Source organism: Escherichia sp. MOD1-EC6098 (assembly GCF_002965865.1).
Lineage (GTDB): Bacteria > Pseudomonadota > Gammaproteobacteria > Enterobacterales > Enterobacteriaceae > Escherichia > Escherichia marmotae.
In genome coordinates, this window is the sequence record NZ_PTSN01000015.1 from 1 (window position 1) to 23,005 (window position 23,005).

Genomic DNA, 23,005 nt, shown 5'->3' on the forward strand with positions numbered 1-23,005 from the left:
ATGTATTTCAATTAGTTATACACATACATGATTAACATGCATTACTTAAGAATATTTCAGATTACATTCAAAGCAATTCTGCATAAATTAATGCCAACAGTCATGGGAATTTTGTATATACAAAGTCATATACAGTTTAATGAAATATATATGAGTATCAGTCATATCTATTACTCATGCAGGACGCAAATAGCCATAAAATTCACAGAGGTTAGCTAATGGATTTAGAAATTAAATTTTCATATCATTTCCCTGATGGGATAATACTGACAGAAGATGGTATTCTTACTAAAGGGAATGAGCAATCTTACATTCCCCCCAAAGAGCTAGGTGTATTATTTGTATTGCTTGAATCTGCTGGCAATGTTGTATCAAAAGATATGATCATCGAATCCGTGTGGAAAAATGTAATTGTAAGTGATGAGTCCCTTACACGTTGTATATATTCATTAAGATGTATTTTTGAACAAATTGGTTATACCCGTTGTATAGAAACCATATATAGAAAAGGTTACCGATTCAGTGGACAAGTATTCAAAATAAAAGGAAATCAATATAATGAAGCAGGAAGCACTATTGCTTTATTCCCATTTACAACGTCTCACAGCCACCAGGATCCATTAACACTTAATCAAGAGCTTATACAGTTCATTTCAAATAAAAAAAACGATAACCTATATATATACCCAATGGCTGCAACCCAGTATTGTATAGATAATAAATCCCAAACAGCTTTTCTGGCCAGATTCAAACCAGATTATTTTATAACAGGAAGGATTAACCAACATGACACATCAAACAGCTTATATGTTGAGGTGATCGATGCAAAAAGTTTTTATCTTGTTGCCAGCACTCATCTTCAGGCTGATGATATACAAAAAATATCACAATTTATAATAAGTAACTTGTATATGGTCATGAAGGCTCCTGAAACTGCACCAGGATTGATTAGCCAAAACGAATCATCTAATGAGCATGTTTTATCCAAAGAAATGTCTGCTGGGAAAAATGCACTAAATGAGTTCACACCAGAAAGCATTGTCAAAGCAATAACTATATTTGAAAACCTGATAAAAAAATACAATGCTCAGTTATTAATAAATGAATGCTATTGTCTGTTAGCTGAATGCCATATGTCTCTGGCTCTTCATGGTATATATGAACATAAACATGCTACTCAAAAGGCATTAGAATTTATAGATAAGGTATCAGATAAAGCTATTTTTGATGGTAAGATATTAGGAATTATGGGGCTGATAACTGGTCTTTCCGGACAAGCAACAACATCACGTATTTTTTTTGATCATGCACAAATAAAAATATTAGATGTCGCTTCCCTATACTACTATAAGTCACTGGTAAACATATATAATGAAAGAATTGAGGATGCAATCTCTTGTATAGAACAATCACTGTTACTTGAACCAAAAATACATAAAACTGCGGTAATAAAAAAATCCATTGATGCATATGTCTCTACAATGCAGAATAAAAAAAGCGTACTCTCTTATCACGGCACAGAGAAAGAACACCATTTAGCTATTATTAACAACATCCAAAAACTAAGGCAATTGACAAATTATAACAATACTATCGATTTTAATAATCAATATGCGGTAGCTTGATGCATTATAAAGAAATAATATATGAGGGCGTAAAAAAACTGGAGCGGGCGAAGGGAATCGAACCCTCGTATAGAGCTTGGGAAGCTCTCGTTCTACCATTGAACTACGCCCGCTTTGAGATGCGTAAGGCATTATAAACCTTACGCTCTTCTTAGCAAGTGTCTTGCTACTGACTGCTGATTAATTCACCATCAACACTTTGGTTTGCTGCCCTGTGGCGGCAAGTAGCGCAAAGGATCAATTGCCGTAGCACGGTAACGAATCTGGAAATGTAACCGCACGGATTCTGCATCAGTACTGCCCATCGTCGCTATCTTTTGCCCAGCCTTAACGCTTTGCCCATTGTTTACCAGCATCGTGTCGTTATGAGCGTAGGCTGTGATGTAATCTTCACTGTGTTTTATCATGATGAGATTACCGTAGCCGCGTAATTGGTTACCGACATACACCACCTTACCGGCACCGGCTGCGTATATTGGCGTCCCGCGCGCTGCAGCAATATCAATCCCTTTATTGCCGCCATCTGCCATTGAGTAAGGCATGATAACTTTTCCACTCGTTGGCCATAACCAGCAACGTTGTCCAACAGGTGGCCATGAAGATTTCGGAACCACTGGCGGCGGCGTTACTGACGCTGTTTTCGTCGTTGATTTGGCGGTATATTTCCGCGAACTGCGGTTGCTTTTTGCCCCACCAAGTTTCAACTTTTGGCCTACTTCGATGGTATAGGGGGGAGAAATGCCGTTGAGTCGGGCAAGTTCTTTTACGCTTGTTCCCGTGGTGCGTGAAATGCGATAAAGCGTATCCCCCCGTTTCACGGTGTAAACGGAGCCGGAATACGTTCCTGTGTCTGATGATTTGCTACCCGAACAGCCCGCCAGAAGCAGTCCAGCCGATAACAGCATCACGATACCCAGCATTTTTTTATTCGGGCGTCCTGCGCTCAAAATCTTTCCTCGCTCAAAAAACAAGACGCTATATCATAGCAGTCACCTGTCAGATACCCAATCCATTGCTCGGAAAATGGATGTACAAATCAAGAATTGTTAATGAATCTATTAGGATAGGATAACCACCATTAGTACATCATAACGAAAAAGAAAGCATCATGACTGCCTCCTAATATTCATTTATCACAATGATTTTTATCACACTCATATTGATACACAGCACTCTCTTGCTTTGCTGATAAAAACCACATTATCCCTGGCGTTTTATTAACAACATCACACTTCCCCCCTCCCCTCATGCTTATAGTCGTTTCTGGCGTAATTCTTGCCTTCAAAGACTAAATCATTGCCATAAGAACCAAATGTTCAAATCAAGGGGATTTCTATGGAAGCGCGGGAAGCAACCGCTACAGGTGAATCATGTATGCGCGTAGATGCCATTGCTAAGGTTACCGGGCGGGCACGATATACTGACGATTATGTTATGGCGGGCATGTGTTACGCGAAATATGTACGTAGTCCTATCGCACATGGTTATGCCGTAAGTATTAATGATGAACAAGCCAGAAGTCTGCCTGGCGTACTGGCTATTTTTACCTGGGAAGATGTACCGGATATCCCATTCGCCACGGCAGGGCATGCCTGGACACTTGACGAAAATAAACGCGATACCGCCGATCGCGCACTGTTAACTCGCCATGTTCGCCATCATGGTGATGCCGTTGCCATCGTCGTGGCCCGAGATGAACTCACAGCAGAAAAAGCAGCGCAATTAGTCAGTATTGAGTGGCAAGAATTACCCGTTATCACCACACCAGAAGCGGCACTTGCAGAAGACGCCGCTAAAATTCACAGCCGCGGTAATTTGCTTAAGCAAAGCACGATGTCTACGGGCAATGTCCAGCAAACAATCGATGCCGCCGATTACCAGGTGCAGGGACACTATCAGACCCCCGTCATTCAACATTGCCACATGGAAAGTGTGACATCGCTGGCGTGGATGGAGGATGACGCGCGAATTACCATCGTCTCCAGTACGCAGATCCCGCACATTGTTCGCCGCGTTGTCGGTCAGGCGTTGGATATTCCCTGGTCATGCGTGCGGGTAATCAAACCGTTTGTCGGTGGAGGTTTTGGTAATAAACAAGATGTGCTGGAGGAGCCAATGGCGGCATTCCTGACCAGCAAGCTCGGCGGTATTCCGGTGAAAGTTTCCCTTAGTCGTGAAGAGTGTTTCCTGGCGACCCGTACCCGCCACGCTTTTACCATTGACGGGAAAATGGGGGTTAACCACGATGGTACGCTGAAAGGCTATAGTCTGGATGTTCTGTCCAACACGGGTGCTTATGCCTCTCACGGCCATTCCATTGCTTCCGCAGGTGGTAACAAAGTCGCGTATCTTTATCCTCGTTGCGCCTACGCTTACAGCTCAAAGACCTGCTATACCAATCTACCCTCGGCTGGCGCAATGCGTGGTTATGGCGCACCACAAGTCGTTTTTGCCGTCGAATCAATGCTGGATGACGCCGCTACCGCGTTAGATCTTGACCCGGTAGAAATTCGTTTACGTAATGCCGCCCGTGAAGGCGATGCAAATCCACTCACTGGAAAACGCATTTACAGTGCCGGATTACCTGAGTGTCTGGAAAAAGGGCGGGAAATCTTTGAATGGGAAAAACGACGTGCAGAGTGCCAGAACCTGCAAGGCAATTTGCGCCGCGGCGTTGGCGTTGCCTGTTTTAGCTACACCTCTAACACCTGGCCTGTTGGTGTAGAAATCGCGGGCGCACGCTTGTTGATGAATCAGGATGGAACTATCAACGTGCAAAGCGGCGCTACGGAAATCGGTCAGGGTGCCGACACTGTGTTCTCGCAAATGGTGGCTGAAACCGTGGGTGTTCCGGTCAGCGATGTCCGCGTGATTTCGACACAAGATACCGATATTACGCCATTCGATCCAGGTGCGTTTGCTTCACGCCAGAGCTATGTTGCCGCGCCTGCGTTACGCAGTGCTGCATTGCTATTGAAAGAGAAAATCATCGCTCATGCCGCTGTAATGCTACATCAGTCAGCGATGAATCTGACACTGATAAAAGGCCATATCGCGCTGGTTAAAAGGCCGGAAGAGCCATTGCTGTCGTTAAAAGATCTGGCGATGGATGCTTTTTATCATCCTGAGCGCGGCGGGCAACTTTCTGCTGAAAGCTCGATCAAAACCACCACTAACCCACCGGCATTTGGCTGTACTTTTGTTGATCTGACGGTTGATATTGCGCTGTGTAAAGTGACCATCAATCGCATCCTCAACGTCCATGATTCGGGCCATATTCTTAACCCGCTGCTGGCTGAAGGTCAGGTACACGGCGGAATGGGAATGGGCATTGGCTGGGCGTTATTTGAAGAGATGATTATCGATGCGAAAAGTGGTGTGGTACGTAACCCCAATCTGCTGGATTACAAAATGCCGACCATGCCGGATCTGCCACAACTGGAAAGCGCGTTTGTCGAAATCAATGAACCACAATCCGCATACGGACATAAGTCACTGGGTGAGCCGCCAATAATTCCTGTCGCCGCTGCGATTCGTAACGCGGTGAAAATGGCTACCGGTGTTGCAATCAATACCCTGCCGCTGACGCCAAAACGGTTATACGAAGAGTTCCATCTGGCAGGATTGATTTGAGGATAACATCATGTTTGATTTTGCATCTTACCATCGCGCAACCACCCTTGCCGATGCCATCAACCTGCTGACTCACAATCCGCAGGCCAAACTGCTCGCCGGTGGCACTGACGTGCTGATTCAGCTCCACCATCACAATGACCGTTACCGTCATATTGTTGATATCCACAATCTGGCAGAGCTTCGGGGGATTACGCTGGCGGAAGATGGCGCGCTACGAATCGGTTCCGCGACGACCTTTACCCAGTTAATTGAAAATCTATTAACCCAGCGTCATCTCCCGGCGTTATGTGCTGCGGCTTCGTCAATTGCCGGGCCGCAGATCCGTAACGTCGCGACCTACGGTGGAAATATTTGCAACGGTGCCACCAGCGCAGACTCAGCCACGCCAACACTGATATATGACGCGAAGTTGGAGATCCACTCCCCGCGCGGTGTTCGCTTCGTCCCGATTAACGGCTTTCATACCGGGCCGGGCAAGGTTTCCCTTGAGCATGATGAAATCCTTGTCGCATTTCATTTCCCACCGCAGCCGAAAGAACATGCAGGTAGCGCGCATTTTAAATATGCCATGCGCGACGCGATGGATATTTCAACCATCGGTTGCGCTGCTCATTGCCGCCTGGACAACGGCAATTTCAGTGAATTACGCCTGGCATTTGGTGTTGCCGCACCAACGCCGATTCGCTGCCAACATGCTGAACAGGCTGCACAAAACGCGCCATTAACTCAGCAAACGCTGGAAGCTATTAGCGAATCAGTCCTACAGGATGTCGCCCCGCGTTCTTCCTGGCGTGCAAGTAAAGAGTTTCGTCTGCATCTCATCCAGACGATGACCAAAAAAGTCATTAGCGAAGCCGTCGCCGCGGCGGGGGGAACATTGCAATGAATCACAGCAAAAGTATTATCATTGAATGTGTCATTAACGGTATGCCTTTTCAGCTTCACGCCGCACCAGGAATGCCACTTTCGGAGATGCTCCGCGAACAAGGACTGCTTAGTGTCAAGCAAGGTTGCTGCGTTGGCGAATGCGGTGCCTGTACAGTACTGGTTGACGGAACGGCAATCGACAGTTGTTTATACCTGGCCGCATGGGCTGAAGGAAAAGAGATCCGCACGCTGGAAGGCGAAGCAAAAGGTGGCAAACTTTCTCATGTTCAACAGGCTTATGCGAAATCCGGCGCAGTGCAGTGTGGCTTTTGTACGCCAGGGCTGATTATGGCCACCACGGCAATGCTGGCGAAACCACGAGAGAAACCATTAACCATTACGGAGATTCGTCGTGGCCTGGCGGGAAATCTCTGTCGCTGCACCGGTTATCAGATGATTGTGAATACAGTACTGGACTGCGAAGAAACGAAGTAAAACGAAATCCGGCCTGAATTCAGGCCGGATTTACCGTGGTTACACGCTTAACAACTCATATTTTTTAATCTTACGATAGAGGGTAGCAATGCCGATACCCAGTTCATCAGCGACTTGCTTCTTGCTGTTATGACGTGAAAGCGCCTCGCGTATCATCTGTTTTTCCATCTCCTCCAGCGCCGTGCCGCCAGTATCATCAAGTGCCAAATGTGCCTCGCAAGCTTCTGGCATCTCACTTTGCTCCATCGCACCGTTATTTACCAGATTGGGTGGCAAAAGCGTGCTGTCAATGACTTCACCAGAAGGAACAACGTTGACCAGATATTCCATCAGATTGCTTAACTCTCGCAGGTTCCCTGGCCAATAATGCTTACGCAGTAACTCCACAACATCGGGAGCAATACCTGGGTAAACCGATCCCAAACGACGGGTATGTAGATGTAAAAAGTAATGCACCAGCAGTTCAATATCTTCCTGACGTTCACGCAGCGGTGGCAAAGTTAAAGGAATGACATTGAGTCGGTAGAAGAGATCTTCGCGAAATTTACCTTCGGCAATGAACTGGGCTAAATTCTGGTTGGTTGCAGAAATGATGCGGATGTCGACCTGTATTGGACTACTGGCACCAATCGGCAGGATTTCACGCGCCTCAATAGCTCGCAGTAATTTAGCCTGCAACATCAATGGCATATCGCCAATTTCATCAAGAAACAACGTGCCTGTATTCGCCGCCTGAATCAACCCTATTTTGCCGTTGGCTGAAGCGCCAGTAAATGCGCCTTTAACATAACCGAACAGCTCACTCTCCAGAAGCTGCTCCGGAATCGCCGCACAGTTGATAGCAATAAATGGTTTGTTCCGCCGTCCACTCAGCTTATGGATTGCGCGAGCCACCACTTCTTTCCCGGTGCCACTTTCACCAACGACCATAACACTGGATGGGCTAGGCGCAATGCGGCTAATGAGTCGTTTTAATTGCCGCATAACCCGGCATTCGCCAACTAATTGTTCAATATGCGGTTCATCAGAGGCATTCGCCACGGAAAAACTGGTATGAGATTGGTGAAATGCCATTAAAAATAACTGTCGGCCCTGTATGTTATGCAACTGACCAATTATCAATTCACTTTTATCATCCCACGAAACGATATGCTGCATATGGCCATGAGTAAAATTACTCTCAAATGTTAATGGCCTGAAACGAACAGGTTTCCCAACCATATTATTTTGAGCAACACCGAGAGTTTTTAATGCAGTCTGGTTAACAAACTGAACACGATTGTCTTCATCAATAACTAATACTCCCTGATCCATATTATCAATCATGGTAGCGAATATTTTACTTATATTATCTCCTGGCCCCTGATCTTCCAGAAGCTTTGAAACAAAAATAGTCGATATATGGCGAACGTAATCTGAAAATTCGCGTAAATTATCACTGATATGTTCTTGTTGCTCATGAGTAACAGCAATCAAACTTATTACCCCGACACAGCGTTCCTGTAGAATAACAGGCGTGCCCAGAAATGCCTTTTCACGACAACTCTCTTTACTGTCGCAACCTTCACAAAGGGGATCGAAGCGAGATTGTGTCACAACCTTTTCGGTTTTGGTTTCGAGGACATAGCGGAGCAAGCGCGAGTTGCCACTCAACTGGCGACCAAGAAATTTCCCATATGCGCCAGTTCCAGCGACGCGGCACAAGTTTTCATCAACGATCTCAACCTCAAGCTGCAAAACGCTGGCTAGCATTCTGGCAAAACGCTGAATTGTTGGTTGAATTTGCATCAATACTGACTGCGTAGAAACAAGCTCCATAGCTTTACCTTCCAGAATCACTTAAAAGTCGATCATTGAAGACGTTGATGGTTCACAGGTCATGACGATATTAACTCAGACAAATATAGCTTTGCTAAAAACATAGGATTTTTATCATTTTCTAATGAAATTATGGAAGTAATATCACATTTCTATATCAATATGAGAATTACGGGAGTGCATTTATCAAACTGACGACGATTTACCTGCCTCTTTATCTTATTTCTGATGCTTAGCAGCAAATAAATAACTGCATAAAAAAAGCCAATCGTTTCCGTATATTTTGATGTTCCATAGCACATCAATAATTTGTGATCAAACCCACACATTATTCGTTAAATTAGCATTTCATAACCATGCAGATAATTCTGGCATGTTTATTGTTAGTTCCTGGTATAGCTGTGAAAACACCAATCACATTGGCATGTCACAGTGAAATAAACCACTTTGCCTGTCATTCCACTATCGGGACTTTATGATGAAAACTGTTAATGAGCTGATTAAGGATATCAATTCGCTGACCTCTCACCTTCACGAGAAAGATTTTTTGTTAACGTGGGAACAGACGCCAGATGAACTGAAACAAGTACTGGACGTTGCCGCAGCGTTAAAAGCACTGCGTGCTGAAAACATCTCGACCAAAGTCTTTAATAGTGGATTAGGTATTTCCGTATTCCGCGACAACTCTACCCGCACCCGTTTTTCTTATGCTTCCGCGCTTAATCTGCTCGGCCTGGCGCAGCAAGATCTTGATGAAGGTAAATCACAAATTGCGCACGGCGAAACCGTTCGTGAAACGGCCAATATGATCTCCTTCTGTGCCGATGCTATCGGTATTCGTGACGATATGTATCTGGGGGCAGGCAACGCCTATATGCGTGAAGTGGGAGCCGCGCTTGACGACGGCTACAAACAGGGCGTACTGCCGCAACGTCCGGCTTTAGTTAACCTGCAATGCGATATCGACCACCCGACTCAGTCTATGGCCGACCTGGCATGGTTACGTGAACACTTTGGTTCACTGGAAAACCTGAAAGGTAAAAAAATCGCCATGACCTGGGCGTATTCCCCAAGCTACGGTAAACCGCTCTCTGTACCGCAAGGCATTATCGGCCTGATGACTCGCTTCGGTATGGATGTCACCCTGGCTCATCCGGAAGGCTATGACCTGATTCCGGATGTCGTTGAAGTGGCTAAAAACAACGCTAAAGCATCCGGCGGTAGCTTCCGTCAGGTCACCAGCATGGAAGAAGCATTCAAAGACGCAGACATCGTTTATCCGAAGTCATGGGCACCTTATAAAGTGATGGAAGAGCGAACTGAACTGCTGCGCGCGAACGATCACGAAGGCTTAAAAGCACTGGAAAAACAGTGCCTGGCACAGAACGCGCAACATAAAGACTGGCATTGCACTGAAGAGATGATGGAACTCACCCGCGACGGTGAAGCCCTGTATATGCACTGTCTGCCAGCCGATATTAGCGGCGTATCCTGCAAAGAAGGTGAAGTCACGGAAGGCGTATTCGAAAAATACCGTATCGCTACCTACAAAGAAGCCAGTTGGAAACCCTATATCATCGCCGCGATGATCCTTTCCCGTAAATATTCCAAACCTGGTGCACTGCTCGAACAACTGCTGAAAGAAGCGCAAGAACGCGTGAAATAACCCCTCGAGCCGATCGGCAGGTCGGCTCTCTATTTCCAGAGGCCAAAAGGATAGGATATGTCCGTTTTCTCATTGAAGGTTGATATCGTCGATAACAAATTTTTCAACGGCGAAACATCACCGCTCTTTTCGCAAAACCAGGCAAAACTGGCGCGCCAGTTTCACCAGAAAATTGCTGGCTATCGCCCAACACCGCTTTGTGCGCTGGACGATCTCGCAACTCTTTTTGGTGTAAAGAAAATTCTCGTTAAGGACGAATCAAAACGCTTCGGTCTGAACGCCTTCAAAATGCTCGGCGGTGCGTACGCTATCGCTCAGTTACTGTGCGAAAAATATCATCTGGATATCGAAACACTGTCATTTGAGCATCTGAAAAATGCCATTGGCGAAAAGATGACCTTCGCCACCACCACCGACGGCAACCACGGGCGCGGTGTTGCCTGGGCTGCTCAACAACTCGGTCAAAACGCGGTGATTTACATGCCGAAAGGTTCTGCTCAGGAGCGTGTAGACGCCATTCTGAACCTCGGCGCCGAGTGCATCGTCACCGACATGAATTATGACGATACCGTCCGCCTGACTATGCAACACGCTCAGCAACACGGCTGGGAAGTCGTACAAGATACCGCCTGGGAAGGCTATACCAAAATCCCAACCTGGATCATGCAGGGCTACGCCACATTAGCGGATGAGGCTGTTGAGCAAATGCGTGAAATGGGCGTTACGCCAACTCACGTCCTGCTGCAGGCTGGCGTCGGCGCAATGGCCGGCGGCGTGCTGGGATATCTGGTGGATGTCTATAGTCCTCAAAATCTGCACAGCATCATTGTTGAACCTGACAAAGCTGACTGTATTTATCGCTCTGGCGTCAAAGGCGACATCGTTAACGTTGGCGGCGATATGGCCACCATCATGGCGGGCCTGGCCTGCGGCGAACCGAATCCGCTGGGTTGGGAAATCTTACGTAACTGTGCCACCCAATTCATCTCCTGCCAGGACAGCGTTGCCGCATTAGGTATGCGCGTGCTGGGTAATCCCTACGGCAACGATCCGCGCATCATCTCCGGTGAATCTGGCGCTGTCGGTTTAGGCGTTCTTGCGGCTGTTCATTATCACCCGCAACGTCAAAGTCTGATGGAAAAACTGGCGCTGAACAAAGATGCCGTGGTGCTGGTTATCAGCACTGAAGGCGACACTGACGTGAAGCACTACCGCGAAGTTGTCTGGGAAGGCAAACACTCTGTAGCACCATAATCACCCTATTGGAAATAGCTCCCCGCCAAACGGGGAGTCAAAAATCTGGAGAAAAATAATGGCTAAGAATATTCCATTCAAACTGATTCTTGAAAAAGCAAAAGATTACCAGGCAGACATGACCCGCTTCCTGCGCGATATGGTTGCGATTCCCAGCGAAAGTTGCGATGAAAAACGCGTAGTGCATCGTATTAAAGAAGAGATGGAAAAAGTAGGTTTCGATAAAGTTGAAATCGACCCGATGGGCAACGTTCTCGGTTATATCGGCCACGGCCCGCGTCTGGTTGCAATGGATGCTCACATCGACACCGTCGGTATTGGCAACATCAAAAACTGGGAATTCGACCCGTACGAAGGTATGGAAACTGATGAACTGATCGGCGGTCGCGGTACTTCTGACCAGGAAGGCGGCATGGCGTCTATGGTTTATGCCGGTAAAATCATCAAAGATCTGGGGCTGGAAGATGAATACACCCTGCTGGTAACGGGGACAGTGCAGGAAGAAGACTGCGACGGTCTGTGCTGGCAGTACATTATTGAACAATCCGGTATTCGTCCGGAATTTGTGGTCAGTACTGAACCGACCGACTGCCAGGTCTACCGTGGTCAGCGCGGTCGTATGGAAATTCGTGTTGATGTTCAGGGTGTTAGCTGCCACGGTTCTGCACCAGAACGCGGAGATAACGCCATTTTCAAAATGGGCCCAATTCTTGGCGAATTACAAGAACTGTCCCAACGTCTGGGCTATGACGAATTTCTCGGTAAAGGTACGCTGACCGTTTCCGAAATCTTCTTTACCTCCCCAAGTCGTTGCGCTGTCGCAGACAGTTGCGCAGTTTCTATTGACCGTCGTCTGACCTGGGGCGAAACATGGGAAGGTGCACTGGAAGAAATCCGCGCGCTGCCTGCGGTACAGAAAGCCAACGCAGTCGTTTCTATGTACAACTACGACCGTCCGTCCTGGACTGGTCTGGTTTACCCAACCGAATGCTACTTCCCGACCTGGAAAGTAGAAGAAGATCACTTCACCGTTAAAGCGCTAGTGAATGCCTACGAAGGGCTGTTCGGCAAAGCACCGGTCGTTGATAAGTGGACATTCTCAACTAACGGCGTCTCCATCATGGGCCGTCACGGTATTCCGGTTATCGGCTTTGGCCCCGGTAAAGAACCTGAAGCGCACGCGCCAAACGAAAAAACCTGGAAATCTCACCTGGTAACCTGTGCCGCTATGTATGCGGCAATCCCATTAAGCTGGCTGGCAACCGAATAATTATTCATCACTTATTCCCCTCCGGTTCGCCGGAGGGTTTCTGGAGTTTGCTATGCGTGTATTGATCAAAAACGGCACTGTTGTTAACGCTGATGGGCAAGCAAAGCAGGATTTGCTGATTGAAAGCGGGATTGTTCGCCAGTTAGGTAACGATATTTCGCCGCAGCTCCCTTATGAAGAAATTGATGCCACTGGCTGTTACGTTTTCCCAGGCGGCGTGGATGTCCATACGCATTTTAATATTGATGTCGGCATTGCGCGCAGTTGTGATGATTTTTTTACCGGCACCCGCGCGGCTGCGTGTGGCGGTACAACAACCATTATTGACCATATGGGATTTGGCCCAAACGGCTGCCGGTTACGCCATCAACTGGAAGTTTATCGTGGTTATGCCGCCCATAAAGCGGTCATCGACTACAGCTTTCACGGTGTTATCCAGCATATCAATCACGCTATCCTCGATGAAATTCCGATGATGGTCGAAGAAGGGCTGACTAGTTTTAAACTCTATTTAACCTATCAATACAAACTCAACGATGACGAAGTGTTACAGGCGTTACGCCGTTTGCATGAGTCCGGCGCGCTAACCACCGTACACCCGGAAAATGATGCTGCTATCGCCAGTAAGCGGGCGGAGTTTATCGCTGCCGGGCTAACCGCGCCGCGCTATCACGCATTGAGTCGACCGCTGGAGTGCGAAGCGGAAGCCATCGCCCGAATGATCAACCTGGCAAAACTTGCCGGTAACGTACCGCTCTATATCGTCCACCTGTCTAACGGCTTAGGCCTGGATTATCTGCGCCTTGCCCGCGCGAACCGCCAGCCTGTCTGGGTTGAAACTTGTCCGCAATATCTTCTGCTCGACGAACGTAGTTATGACGCAGAAGACGGCATGAAATTTATTCTTAGCCCACCGCTGCGCAACGTTCGCGAGCAGGACAAGCTGTGGTGCGGCATCAGCGATGGTGCGATTGACGTGGTGGCGACCGATCACTGCACCTTCTCAATGGCCCAGCGCCAGCAGATTTCCAAAGGTGATTTCAGCCGTTGCCCAAATGGCCTTCCCGGTGTGGAGAATCGTATGCAGTTGCTGTTCTCCAGCGGCGTAATGACCGGGCGTATCACACCGGAGCGTTTTGTTGAATTAACCAGTGCAATGCCCGCCAGACTGTTTGGCCTGTGGCCACAAAAAGGAACATTAGCGCCCGGTTCAGATGGTGACGTAGTGATTATAGATCCACATCAGAGCCAGCAAATTCAGCATCGCCATCTCCACGACAATGCTGACTACTCGCCCTGGGAGGGCTTTACCTGCCAGGGTGCAATTGTCAGAACCCTATCCCGTGGTGAAACGATTTTCTGTGACGGCACCTTTACAGGCAAAGCCGGACGGGGACGTTTCCTGCGACGCAAACCGTTTGTCCCTCCCGTGTTCTAACCACTGCCAGGGATCTATACACAATCAAGAATGATGAGTGAGGAAAAATGAGTAAGAAAATTGTTCTCGCCCTAGGCGGGAATGCGCTGGGCGATGATCTGGCCGGACAAATGAAAGCGGTAAAAATTACGTCTCAGGCAATTGTTGATTTAATTGCCCAAGGGCATGAAGTTATCGTCACTCATGGTAATGGGCCACAGGTGGGCATGATTAACCAGGCATTCGAAGCTGCCGCAAAAACGGAAGCGCATTCGCCTATGCTGCCGATGTCTGTCTGTGTCGCCTTAAGCCAGGGATATATTGGTTACGATCTGCAAAACGCCTTACGGGAAGAACTGCTTTCTCGTGGCATTAATAAACCCGTTGCAACGCTGGTTACCCAAGTTGAAGTCGACGCTAACGATCCGGCATTCCTCAATCCGACCAAACCGATCGGCTCATTCTTTACCGAGCAGGAAGCAGAACAACTGACAAAACAGGGTTACACCCTGAAAGAAGATGCGGGTCGTGGCTATCGTCGTGTCGTCGCTTCGCCAAAACCAGTTGATATTATTGAAAAAGAGACGGTAAAAGCTCTGGTAGATTCCGGCCAGGTCGTAATCACCGTTGGCGGTGGCGGTATTCCGGTGATTCGTGAAGGTAACCATCTGCGCGGTGCCAGCGCGGTTATCGATAAAGACTGGGCCAGCGCCCGTTTAGCAGAAATGATCGATGCCGATATGCTGATCATTCTTACTGCGGTAGAGAAAGTAGCAATTAATTTTGGTAAAGAGAATGAACAGTGGCTCGACCGCCTGTCATTGGCCGATGCAGAACGCTTTATTGATGAGGGGCATTTTGCTAAAGGTTCGATGCTGCCGAAAGTGGAAGCCGCCGCGTCATTTGCTCGCTCTCGCGCAGGCCGCGAAGCGCTGATTACCGTGTTAAGCAAAGCGAAAGAAGGGATTGAAGGTAAAACCGGAACGGTGATTTGCCAGTAAGTTAAAGGCCGGGTGGCGATGCCATCCGGCCGTTTTCATTTAAGCCACTTCCAGTACTTCTTTCGTCGCTTTAACGCCCTGGTGCATCAACATCATTAACGCCTCAAGTACACCACCACCAATCGCCCGGGCTTTATCAGAAACGCTGGTGAAATCAGCCGTTTCGCCACGAGGGTCGATATCACCGATTTTAAAACCGCCGACGACAGCCAGCCCATCGTTCAGCAAGCCTCTCACCATACCGGCCAACGGCGCTTTAATTTCATGATCGCCAACACAGGCAATAACATCACCCTCTTCTACCAGATCGCCTAATTTCACATTCGAGCGCATGATACCCGCCGCCGGAGCGCGAATAACCCGCCGGGTGGTATGCCCCATAATATTACCTGGAACACCGGTATTCTCCTGCGCACAACCGGAGTAGATCACCTGTCCCAGCCAGTGCCCACGGTTTGTTTCAATAACCGCATGGCAATCTTTTCCTGCGGTAAAACCAGGCCCGAGCGCAATTGTTACCGGTGCCATGTCCACACGCGTACCCAAATTCTGTTTCGCCAGAATGGCATCTACCACGCACAGCGGTTTCAGTTCATCAAGCAGCGAACAGGAAGGGTCCACCATTACCGGGATATATCCTCGCTCAGTCAGTTTCATCGCCTCCGCAGGGATCGAAGCCAAATGAGCAGTAACACCTTCAACTGTCATTTCACCGTCGAACACGGCCTGGGCAAACGCTACGGTACAACGAATCACCGTCGGCTTTTCAACTTCCAGCATGATCACTTTAAAACCCGCATGATACAGACGTAACGCCACTCCACTGGCAATGTCTCCCGCGCCACGAATCACCACCAGTTGATGCCCGGAAGGATGCGAAGGTTTCATCATCAACCCGCCCGGCGCGTTATTTTTCACCTGTAATATTTCTGCCAACACGCTGATGGCGATCTCCTGCGGCGTTTCCGCACCAATGTTATAACCAACCGGTGCATGTAAACGGGCAATATGCTCTTCAGCCACGCCTTTCTCACGCAATTGACGCAGGAAAAGCTGAACCTTGCGGCGACTTGCCAGTAACCCCAACCATGCAATGGGCTGTTCAATGAGTTTATCGAGAGCTTCACGATCCTGATTATTCGTGGCAATGAGAACAAAATTATCAGGTCGAATTTCCAGCGCCTCTACCGCTGCACCAAACGAATCGGCATGTAGAAGCGTGGTTGCTGGCGGGAAAAGTTCAGGATTGAGGCTTTCGCGATAAATATCGGCAACAGCAATATCAAACCCTAATAGCGCAGCACTCTGGGCAATCGCCCGGTTAACATGCCCCGCGCCGATCAACACCAGACGTGGCCGCATACCATGCACGCTGATAAACACTGACATTGCGCCTCCACAGTCTGACCCGACGGCATCCGCGCCGTTACGGGCCATTCGTCCATGAAATAATCGCGGCTTACGTTCCTGCAATGCCTGTAGCGACTCTTCAATCACCTTACGCTCAACCATTCCTCCACCAATCGTACCAACGATGGAACCATCGGCACGCACTAACATTTGTGCAGAATGGCGGGGAGTAGAGCCTCGGCTATCCACAATTTGCGCCATAGCAAACGGACAATTTTGATCTTCGAGTTTTGCAGCCTCTGTGAAAATATTCATACCAACCTCAATCGATATCCTTTCAGTAACCCGGAATACCCAGGTCGCTAATTCACAAATCTGCGCGCGATTGCAGGATACTCTTGTATATCGCCCAGCCAGATTGCCTCTACGTCGTGGTGTTGCAGTGGTTTGAGTAGTTCGCTTTGCGCAATCGCATTCTCACATTGAGAAAAACGGTTAATAAACCAGACCCGCCGACACCCTGATGGCACGTTTTTAAACGCACCTTGCGGATGGCGAACCAGGGCAACAAGATCGCTAAGTTGCAAGGTCGCCCCCGGCGTCAGGCCAGTAATGTCGGCAAACTGCGGCCAGCGATGGACATTTTCCGCGCCAACTTTTGCGCCTAAAACATGCCCCCCCATCACAGCAATCACGCAACAACTGCTTCGTGGTATGCAAGGTTCGTGCTCATCCGGCGCTTTTAACGGCATTCCACGCGAGCCATCAGCCTCAATGAGAATTACGTCACATTCCGACCGTTGCGCCAGTGCATCAATGGCATCTGGCGAAAATCCCTGTGCTTTCCCCTGTATCGCTTTCCAACGATGAAAACAAAATAAAATGGGGGATGTGAGAGACGCATGAGGAAGTGTTGCAGGATCACGGCAAAAAACTACAGGCCAATGAGAAACTGGCATAAACATATGCGTAGTCGTAGTAATTAACACACGTCTGCCACTAGCCCGGAGTACCTCTGCCAGCCAAAAAAGCAGACTGGTTTTCCCCCCTGCGCCAACAACTGAAATCACAGCAGGACGTTTCTGCACGTCTAAGTCAATGAATAACGCTGATGGGTCAATTATACTTTTCACAAATCTTTATAGTCCTCTCAGGGATAAATTAACCCCACAAATTCATTAACCAGGAAGTAACGTAATCTCCAGACGTTATTACCCAATATAAATAATGGAACGACTATGCCAGCTATCGACTGTATAATTACCGCTGCCGGATTATCATCAAGAATGGGACAATGGAAAATGATGTTACCCTGGCAGCAAGGAACAATTCTTGATGCAAGTATCAAAAATGCGTTGCAGTTTTGTAGCCGAATTATTTTAGTCACAGGTTTTCGCGCCAATGAACTGCATCATCGCTACGCACATACTGCCAATATTACTCTTATTTATAATCCAGATTATGAGCAGGGTTTACTGACCTCGGTGAAGGCAGCGGCCCACGAAGTGCAAACAGAGCATTGCTTTATTACTCATGGTGACATGCCAACTCTAAATAGAGATATTTTCCTAAAAATCTGGCAGTTACGTAACAGCGGCGCAATACTCCCGCTACACAATGGTATCCCTGGCCATCCCATTTTAATCTCAAAATCGAGCCTGATGCAGGCAATACAACGCCCCAATGTAATCAATATGCGTCAGGCATTACGCATGGGTGAACATTATTCCGTCGAGATGGAAAATGAAGAAATAATTTTAGATATTGATACTCCGGATGACTTTATTAATGCGCAAAAATGGCATACTTAATTTTAGAAAATCAAGCTAAACGATTGCGTTCAAATATTTAACCCACCCTCCACTCCTTTATCATAATGATAAGGAACCACTGTTTTTGAGAAATGAGAAAAGATGATAAAAGCCATAAGAATAATAACGTTCAGGAGTGATTTTAATTCTCATTTGGCACCTGTGAGATCATTCACAAAAAACCATTAAGTTTCGAGGCGCTTCACATTTTTTTATATTTCCGGGCAAACCGGGCAAGAGTGGTGCGATTGTTGCTCTATCCCCTTAAACCACCGGATTTATCAATACCGGTCACTCAATGATATCTGTATAAGCTAAGGAGAGGGTTATGGGGGATATTATGCGTCCCATTCCGTTTGAGGAACTTTTGACGCGCATATTTGATGAGTACCAACAACAACGCTCAATCTTTGGTATTCCCGAACAACAGTTTTACTCACCCGTAAAAGGTAAATCTGTTAGCGTCTTCGGTGAAACCTGTGCTACCCCCGTCGGCCCAGCCGCCGGACCGCACACACAGCTCGCGCAAAACATCGTCACCTCCTGGCTGACCGGCGGACGATTCATCGAACTAAAAACTGTACAAATTCTTGACCGTCTGGAGCTGGAAAAACCCTGTATCGATGCCGAAGACGAGTGTTTTAACACCGAATGGTCTACCGAATTCACTCTGCTTAAAGCGTGGGATGAATACCTTAAAGCCTGGTTTGCCTTGCATCTGCTTGAAGCCCTGTTCCAGCCTTCAGAATCAGGCAAGTCGTTCATCTTTAATATGAGCGTCGGTTACAACCTCGACGGTATTAAGCAGCCGCCAATGCAGCAGTTCATCGATAATATGATGGACGCATCTGACCATCCGAAATTCGCTCAATACCGCGATACGCTTAATAAACTGCTTCAGGATGACGCGTTTTTGGCTCGTCACGATTTGCAGGATAAACGCGAACATTTACAGGCATTACCGGCACGCATCCCCACCAGCATGGTACAAGGCGTTACTCTCTCCACCATGCACGGTTGCCCTCCGCATGAAATCGAAGCCATTTGCCGCTACATGCTGGAAGAAAAAGAGCTGAATACCTTTGTAAAACTCAACCCAACTTTATTAGGTTACGCTCGTGTTCGCGAGATTCTCGATGGCTGCGGCTTCGATTACATCGGCTTAAAAGAAGAATCATTTGATCATGACCTCAAGCTGGCGCAGGCACTGGAAATGCTGGAACGCCTGATGGCGCTGGCAAAAGAGAAATCACTCGGCTTTGGCGTCAAACTGACTAACACCCTCGGCACCATCAACAATAAAGGCGCACTGCCTGGTGAAGAGATGTATATGTCGGGTCGCGCGCTGTTCCCACTCTCTATCAATGTTGCAGCCGTTCTGTCTCGTGCCTTTGACGGCAAACTGCCAATTTCTTACTCCGGTGGTGCGAGCCAACTGACGATCCGCGATATTTTCGATACCGGTATTCGCCCGATCACTATGGCAACCGACCTGCTGAAACCTGGCGGCTATCTGCGTTTAAGCGCCTGTATGCGCGAACTGGAAGGGTCAGACGCCTGGGGGCTTAACCACGTTGACGTTGAACGACTGAGCAAGCTGGCAGCAGATGCATTAACCATGGAATACACTCAAAAACACTGGAAGCCAGAAGAGCGTATTGAAGTGGCAGAAGATCTACCGCTGACCGATTGCTACGTTGCTCCATGTGTCACTGCCTGTGCCATCAAACAAGATATTCCGGAATACATTCGACTGTTGGGCGAACATCGCTATGCCGATGCGCTGGAACTCATCTACCAACGTAATGCGCTGCCCGCCATTACCGGCCACATTTGCGATCATCAGTGCCAGTACAACTGTACCCGCCTCGATTACGACAGCGCACTGAATATCCGCGAACTGAAAAAAGTCGCCCTGGAAAAAGGCTGGGATGAGTATAAGCAACGCTGGCACAAACCTGCCGGTTCCGGTTCACGCCATCCGGTTGCCGTGATTGGCGCGGGTCCAGCAGGTCTGGCTGCCGGTTACTTCCTTGCCAGAGCGGGTCATCCGGTTACGTTATTTGAACGCGAAGCCAACGCAGGCGGCGTGGTGAAAAATATCATTCCTCAGTTCCGTATTCCGGCAGAGTTAATTCAGCACGATATCGATTTTGTTGCCGATCACGGTGTGAAATTTGAGTATGGCTGCTCACCGGAACTGACCGTCGAGCAGTTAAAGAATCAGGGCTACCACTACGTTCTGATTGCTACCGGCACCGATAAAAACAGCGGTGTGAAACTGGCGGGCGACAACCAGAATATCTGGAAATCACTCCCCTTCCTGCGCGAGTACAATAAAGGTACGGCGCTCAACCTTGGCAAACATGTAGTGGTTGTCGGTGCGGGCAACACCGCAATGGACTGCGCGCGAGCAGCGTTACGCGTTCCGGGCGTAGAAAAAGCAACTGTGGTTTACCGTCGTTCACTGCAAGAGATGCCCGCGTGGCGCGAAGAGTATGAAGAAGCGTTGCACGATGGCGTGGAGTTCCGTTTCCTGAACAATCCGCAACGTTTCGATGCTGATGGCACCTTAACATTGCGCGTCATGTCACTTGGCGAACCTGATGAGAAAGGTCGCCGCCGTCCGGTTGAAACCAACGAAACGGTAACGCTGCATGTAGACAGCCTGATTACTGCCATTGGCGAACAGCAGGATACCGAAGCCCTGAATGCGATGGGTGTGCCACTGGACAAAAACGGCTGGCCTGACGTCGACCATAACGGCGAAACCCGTCTGACTGACGTCTTTATGATCGGTGACGTACAACGCGGGCCGTCCTCGATCGTTGCCGCTGTCAGCACCGCTCGTCGGGCAGCCGATGCCATCCTTAGCCGGGAAAATATCCGTTCCCACCAGCGCGATAAATACTGGAACAACGTTAACCCGGCAGAAATCTACCAACGTAAAGGCGACATCTCTGTCACCCTGGTGAACAGCGATGATCGTGACGCATTTGTCGCTCAGGAATCCGCGCGCTGCCTTGAATGTAACTACGTTTGCAGCAAGTGTGTGGATGTCTGCCCGAACCGCGCCAACATCTCAATTGCGGTTCCAGGCTTCCAGAACCGTTTCCAGACGCTGCACCTTGATGCCTACTGCAACGAATGCGGTAACTGTGCTCAGTTCTGTCCATGGAACGGTAAACCGTACAAAGACAAAATCACCGTCTTCAGTCTGTCGCAAGACTTTGATAACAGCAGCAACCCTGGCTTCCTGGTGGAAGATGATCGGGTAAGCGTACGTCTGAATAACCAAAGCTGGGTGTTGAACATTAATAGCGAAGGCCAGTTCAACAACGTACCGCCAGAGCTGAACGATATGTGCCGCATTATCAGCCATATTCACCAGCATCATCATTATCTGCTGGGCCGCGTGGAGGTGTAATCATGTTGATTCTTAAGAATGTCACTGCAGTACAGCTACACCCGGCGAAAGTGCAGGAAGGCGTCGATATCGCCATCGAAAATGATGGCATTATCGCTATCGGCAACGCCCTGACACACCGCTACCCTGAAGCCAGCTACAAAGAGATGCATGGCCGGATTGTGATGCCAGGGATCGTATGCTCGCACAACCATTTTTACTCGGGGCTTTCCCGCGGAATTATGGCGAATATTGCCCCCTGCCCGGACTTCATCTCAACGCTAAAAAATCTCTGGTGGCGACTCGATCGCGCCCTTGATGAAGAGTCGCTCTATTACAGCGGGCTGATTTGTTCACTGGAAGCGATTAAGAGCGGATGTACATCGGTTATCGATCACCATGCCTCTCCGGCTTATATCGGCGGATCGCTCTCGACGTTGCGCAACGCATTTCTAAAAGTTGGTCTACGTGCGATGACCTGTTTTGAAACAACAGATCGTAATAACGGTATTAAAGAGTTGCAGGATGGGGTAGAGGAAAACATCCGTTTCGCCCGTCAGATTGACGACGCGAAGAAAGCGGCAAGCGAGCCGTATCTGGTAGAAGCGCATATCGGTGCTCACGCGCCGTTTACCGTGCCAGATGTTGGTCTGGAAATGCTGCGCGAAGCAGTGAAAGCCACAGGCCGTGGTTTACACATACACGCTGCGGAAGACCTTTACGACGTTTCTTACAGTCACCACAGGTACGGAAAAGATCTGCTGGCACGCCTGGCGCAATTCGATCTCATCGATAGCAAAACGCTGGTCGCTCATGGACTGTATCTGTCGAAAGAGGATATTGCCCTGCTTAACCAACGTGACGCGTTCCTGGTACATAACGCCCGTTCAAACATGAACAACCATGTTGGTTACAACCATCATCTTAGCGACATTCGCAATCTGGCACTGGGAACTGACGGCATCGGTTCAGACATGTTTGAAGAGATGAAATTCGCCTTCTTTAAACATCGTGACTCTGGTGGCCCACTGTGGCCAGACAGTTTTGCCAGAGCGCTGACTAACGGCAACGAACTGATGAGCCGCAACTTTGGTGCGAAATTTGGCCTTCTGGAAGCCGGTTATAAAGCAGATTTAACCATTTGCGATTACAACTCGCCAACGCCGCTGCTGGCAGACAATATTGCAGGCCACATCGCCTTCGGTATGGGTTCAGGCAGCGTTAACAGCGTGATGGTTAACGGCGTGATGGTCTACGAAGATCGTCAGTTTAACTTCGATTGCGATTCCATTTATGCGCAAGCCAGAAAAGCCGCCGCCAGTATGTGGCGTCGGATGGATGCGCTGGCATAAATGACCTATACCCTCTTCCTTCAGGGAAGAGGGTTAA

16 protein-coding genes and 1 tRNA gene are annotated in these 23,005 nt (G+C 48.4%); 12 read left to right on the plus strand and 5 right to left on the minus strand.

Going from position 1 to position 23,005, the window contains the following annotated elements; genetic code table 11:
• Window positions 1-218: 218 nt before the first annotated feature.
• Window positions 219-1,625: a winged helix-turn-helix domain-containing protein gene (locus C0K55_RS15820; RefSeq protein ID WP_105268969.1), complete on the plus strand. Its 1,407-nt coding sequence runs from the start codon at window positions 219-221 to the stop codon at window positions 1,623-1,625.
• Window positions 1,626-1,664: 39 nt separating this feature from the next.
• Here C0K55_RS15820 and C0K55_RS15825 read toward each other — a convergent pair.
• Window positions 1,665-1,738, minus strand: a tRNA-Gly gene (locus C0K55_RS15825).
• A 78-nt stretch (window positions 1,739-1,816) separates the two neighbouring features.
• The gene (actS, locus tag C0K55_RS15830) at window positions 1,817-2,572 is read right to left on the minus strand and encodes an amidase activator ActS (RefSeq protein ID WP_001517011.1); all 756 of its coding nucleotides are present in this window, start codon (window positions 2,570-2,572) and stop codon (window positions 1,817-1,819) included.
• A 388-nt stretch (window positions 2,573-2,960) separates the two neighbouring features.
• On the opposite strand from actS, the gene xdhA reads away from it, so the two are divergent.
• The 3 genes from xdhA to xdhC are packed head-to-tail and all read left to right on the plus strand — an operon-like array spanning window position 2,961 to window position 6,623.
• Window positions 2,961-5,258 (plus strand): xanthine dehydrogenase molybdenum-binding subunit XdhA, encoded by a 2,298-nt coding sequence (gene xdhA, locus C0K55_RS15835; protein WP_000388122.1) that lies wholly within the window; start codon window positions 2,961-2,963, stop codon window positions 5,256-5,258.
• Window positions 5,259-5,268: 10 nt separating this feature from the next.
• Complete coding sequence (xdhB, locus tag C0K55_RS15840) at window positions 5,269-6,147, plus strand: xanthine dehydrogenase FAD-binding subunit XdhB (RefSeq protein ID WP_001517012.1); 879 nt, start codon at window positions 5,269-5,271, stop codon at window positions 6,145-6,147.
• Window positions 6,144-6,623 (plus strand): xanthine dehydrogenase iron sulfur-binding subunit XdhC, encoded by a 480-nt coding sequence (gene xdhC, locus C0K55_RS15845; protein WP_085449209.1) that lies wholly within the window; start codon window positions 6,144-6,146, stop codon window positions 6,621-6,623. Before xdhB ends, xdhC begins: the two co-directional genes overlap by 4 nt.
• Window positions 6,624-6,662: 39 nt before the next feature.
• On the opposite strand, the gene C0K55_RS15850 is transcribed toward xdhC, so the two are convergent.
• A complete protein-coding gene (locus C0K55_RS15850) occupies window positions 6,663-8,441 on the minus strand; it encodes a sigma-54 interaction domain-containing protein (protein WP_001517013.1) in 1,779 nt (592 codons plus the stop codon).
• A gap of 478 nt (window positions 8,442-8,919) precedes the next feature.
• Here C0K55_RS15850 and ygeW point away from each other — a divergent pair, with 478 nt between their 5' ends.
• Genes ygeW through arcC form a run of 5 tightly spaced genes read left to right on the plus strand, consistent with a single transcriptional unit; the run spans window position 8,920 to window position 15,049 of the window.
• Window positions 8,920-10,107 carry a knotted carbamoyltransferase YgeW gene (gene ygeW, locus C0K55_RS15855; protein ID WP_001360948.1) on the plus strand — a complete coding sequence of 396 codons (1,188 nt, stop codon included), beginning with the start codon at window positions 8,920-8,922 and terminating at the stop codon, window positions 10,105-10,107.
• A gap of 57 nt (window positions 10,108-10,164) precedes the next feature.
• Window positions 10,165-11,361 carry a diaminopropionate ammonia-lyase gene (dpaL, locus tag C0K55_RS15860; RefSeq protein WP_000110506.1) on the plus strand — a complete coding sequence of 399 codons (1,197 nt, stop codon included), beginning with the start codon at window positions 10,165-10,167 and terminating at the stop codon, window positions 11,359-11,361.
• A 58-nt stretch (window positions 11,362-11,419) separates the two neighbouring features.
• The gene (locus C0K55_RS15865) at window positions 11,420-12,631 is read left to right on the plus strand and encodes a YgeY family selenium metabolism-linked hydrolase (RefSeq protein WP_105266598.1); all 1,212 of its coding nucleotides are present in this window, start codon (window positions 11,420-11,422) and stop codon (window positions 12,629-12,631) included.
• Window positions 12,632-12,683: 52 nt separating this feature from the next.
• On the plus strand, window positions 12,684-14,069 hold the full coding sequence (gene hyuA / locus C0K55_RS15870) for a D-phenylhydantoinase (protein ID WP_016249156.1): 1,386 nt from the start codon (window positions 12,684-12,686) through the stop codon (window positions 14,067-14,069).
• A gap of 47 nt (window positions 14,070-14,116) precedes the next feature.
• Window positions 14,117-15,049: a carbamate kinase gene (gene arcC / locus C0K55_RS15875; protein WP_038355428.1), complete on the plus strand. Its 933-nt coding sequence runs from the start codon at window positions 14,117-14,119 to the stop codon at window positions 15,047-15,049.
• Between the two features lie 39 nt (window positions 15,050-15,088).
• Here the strand turns inward: arcC and yqeB are convergent, their stop codons facing one another.
• Both yqeB and yqeC read right to left on the minus strand, forming a co-directional pair.
• A complete protein-coding gene (gene yqeB / locus C0K55_RS15880) occupies window positions 15,089-16,714 on the minus strand; it encodes a selenium-dependent molybdenum cofactor biosynthesis protein YqeB (RefSeq protein WP_105266597.1) in 1,626 nt (541 codons plus the stop codon).
• A gap of 47 nt (window positions 16,715-16,761) precedes the next feature.
• Window positions 16,762-17,532, minus strand: a complete 771-nt coding sequence (yqeC, locus tag C0K55_RS15885) for a selenium cofactor biosynthesis protein YqeC (RefSeq protein ID WP_010378585.1) — start codon at window positions 17,530-17,532, stop codon at window positions 16,762-16,764.
• A gap of 105 nt (window positions 17,533-17,637) precedes the next feature.
• Here yqeC and mocA point away from each other — a divergent pair, with 105 nt between their 5' ends.
• The 3 genes from mocA (at window position 17,638) to ssnA (ending at window position 22,968) form a co-directional block, all read left to right on the plus strand.
• Entirely contained in the window at window positions 17,638-18,210 is a 573-nt protein-coding gene (gene mocA, locus C0K55_RS15890; protein ID WP_001110887.1) for a molybdenum cofactor cytidylyltransferase, read from the plus strand.
• Between the two features lie 328 nt (window positions 18,211-18,538).
• Window positions 18,539-21,637, plus strand: coding sequence for a putative selenate reductase subunit YgfK (gene ygfK / locus C0K55_RS15895; protein ID WP_000502356.1), 3,099 nt, complete (start codon window positions 18,539-18,541; stop codon window positions 21,635-21,637).
• A gap of 2 nt (window positions 21,638-21,639) precedes the next feature.
• Entirely contained in the window at window positions 21,640-22,968 is a 1,329-nt protein-coding gene (ssnA, locus tag C0K55_RS15900) for a putative aminohydrolase SsnA (protein ID WP_105266596.1), read from the plus strand.
• Window positions 22,969-23,005 lie beyond the last annotated feature (37 nt).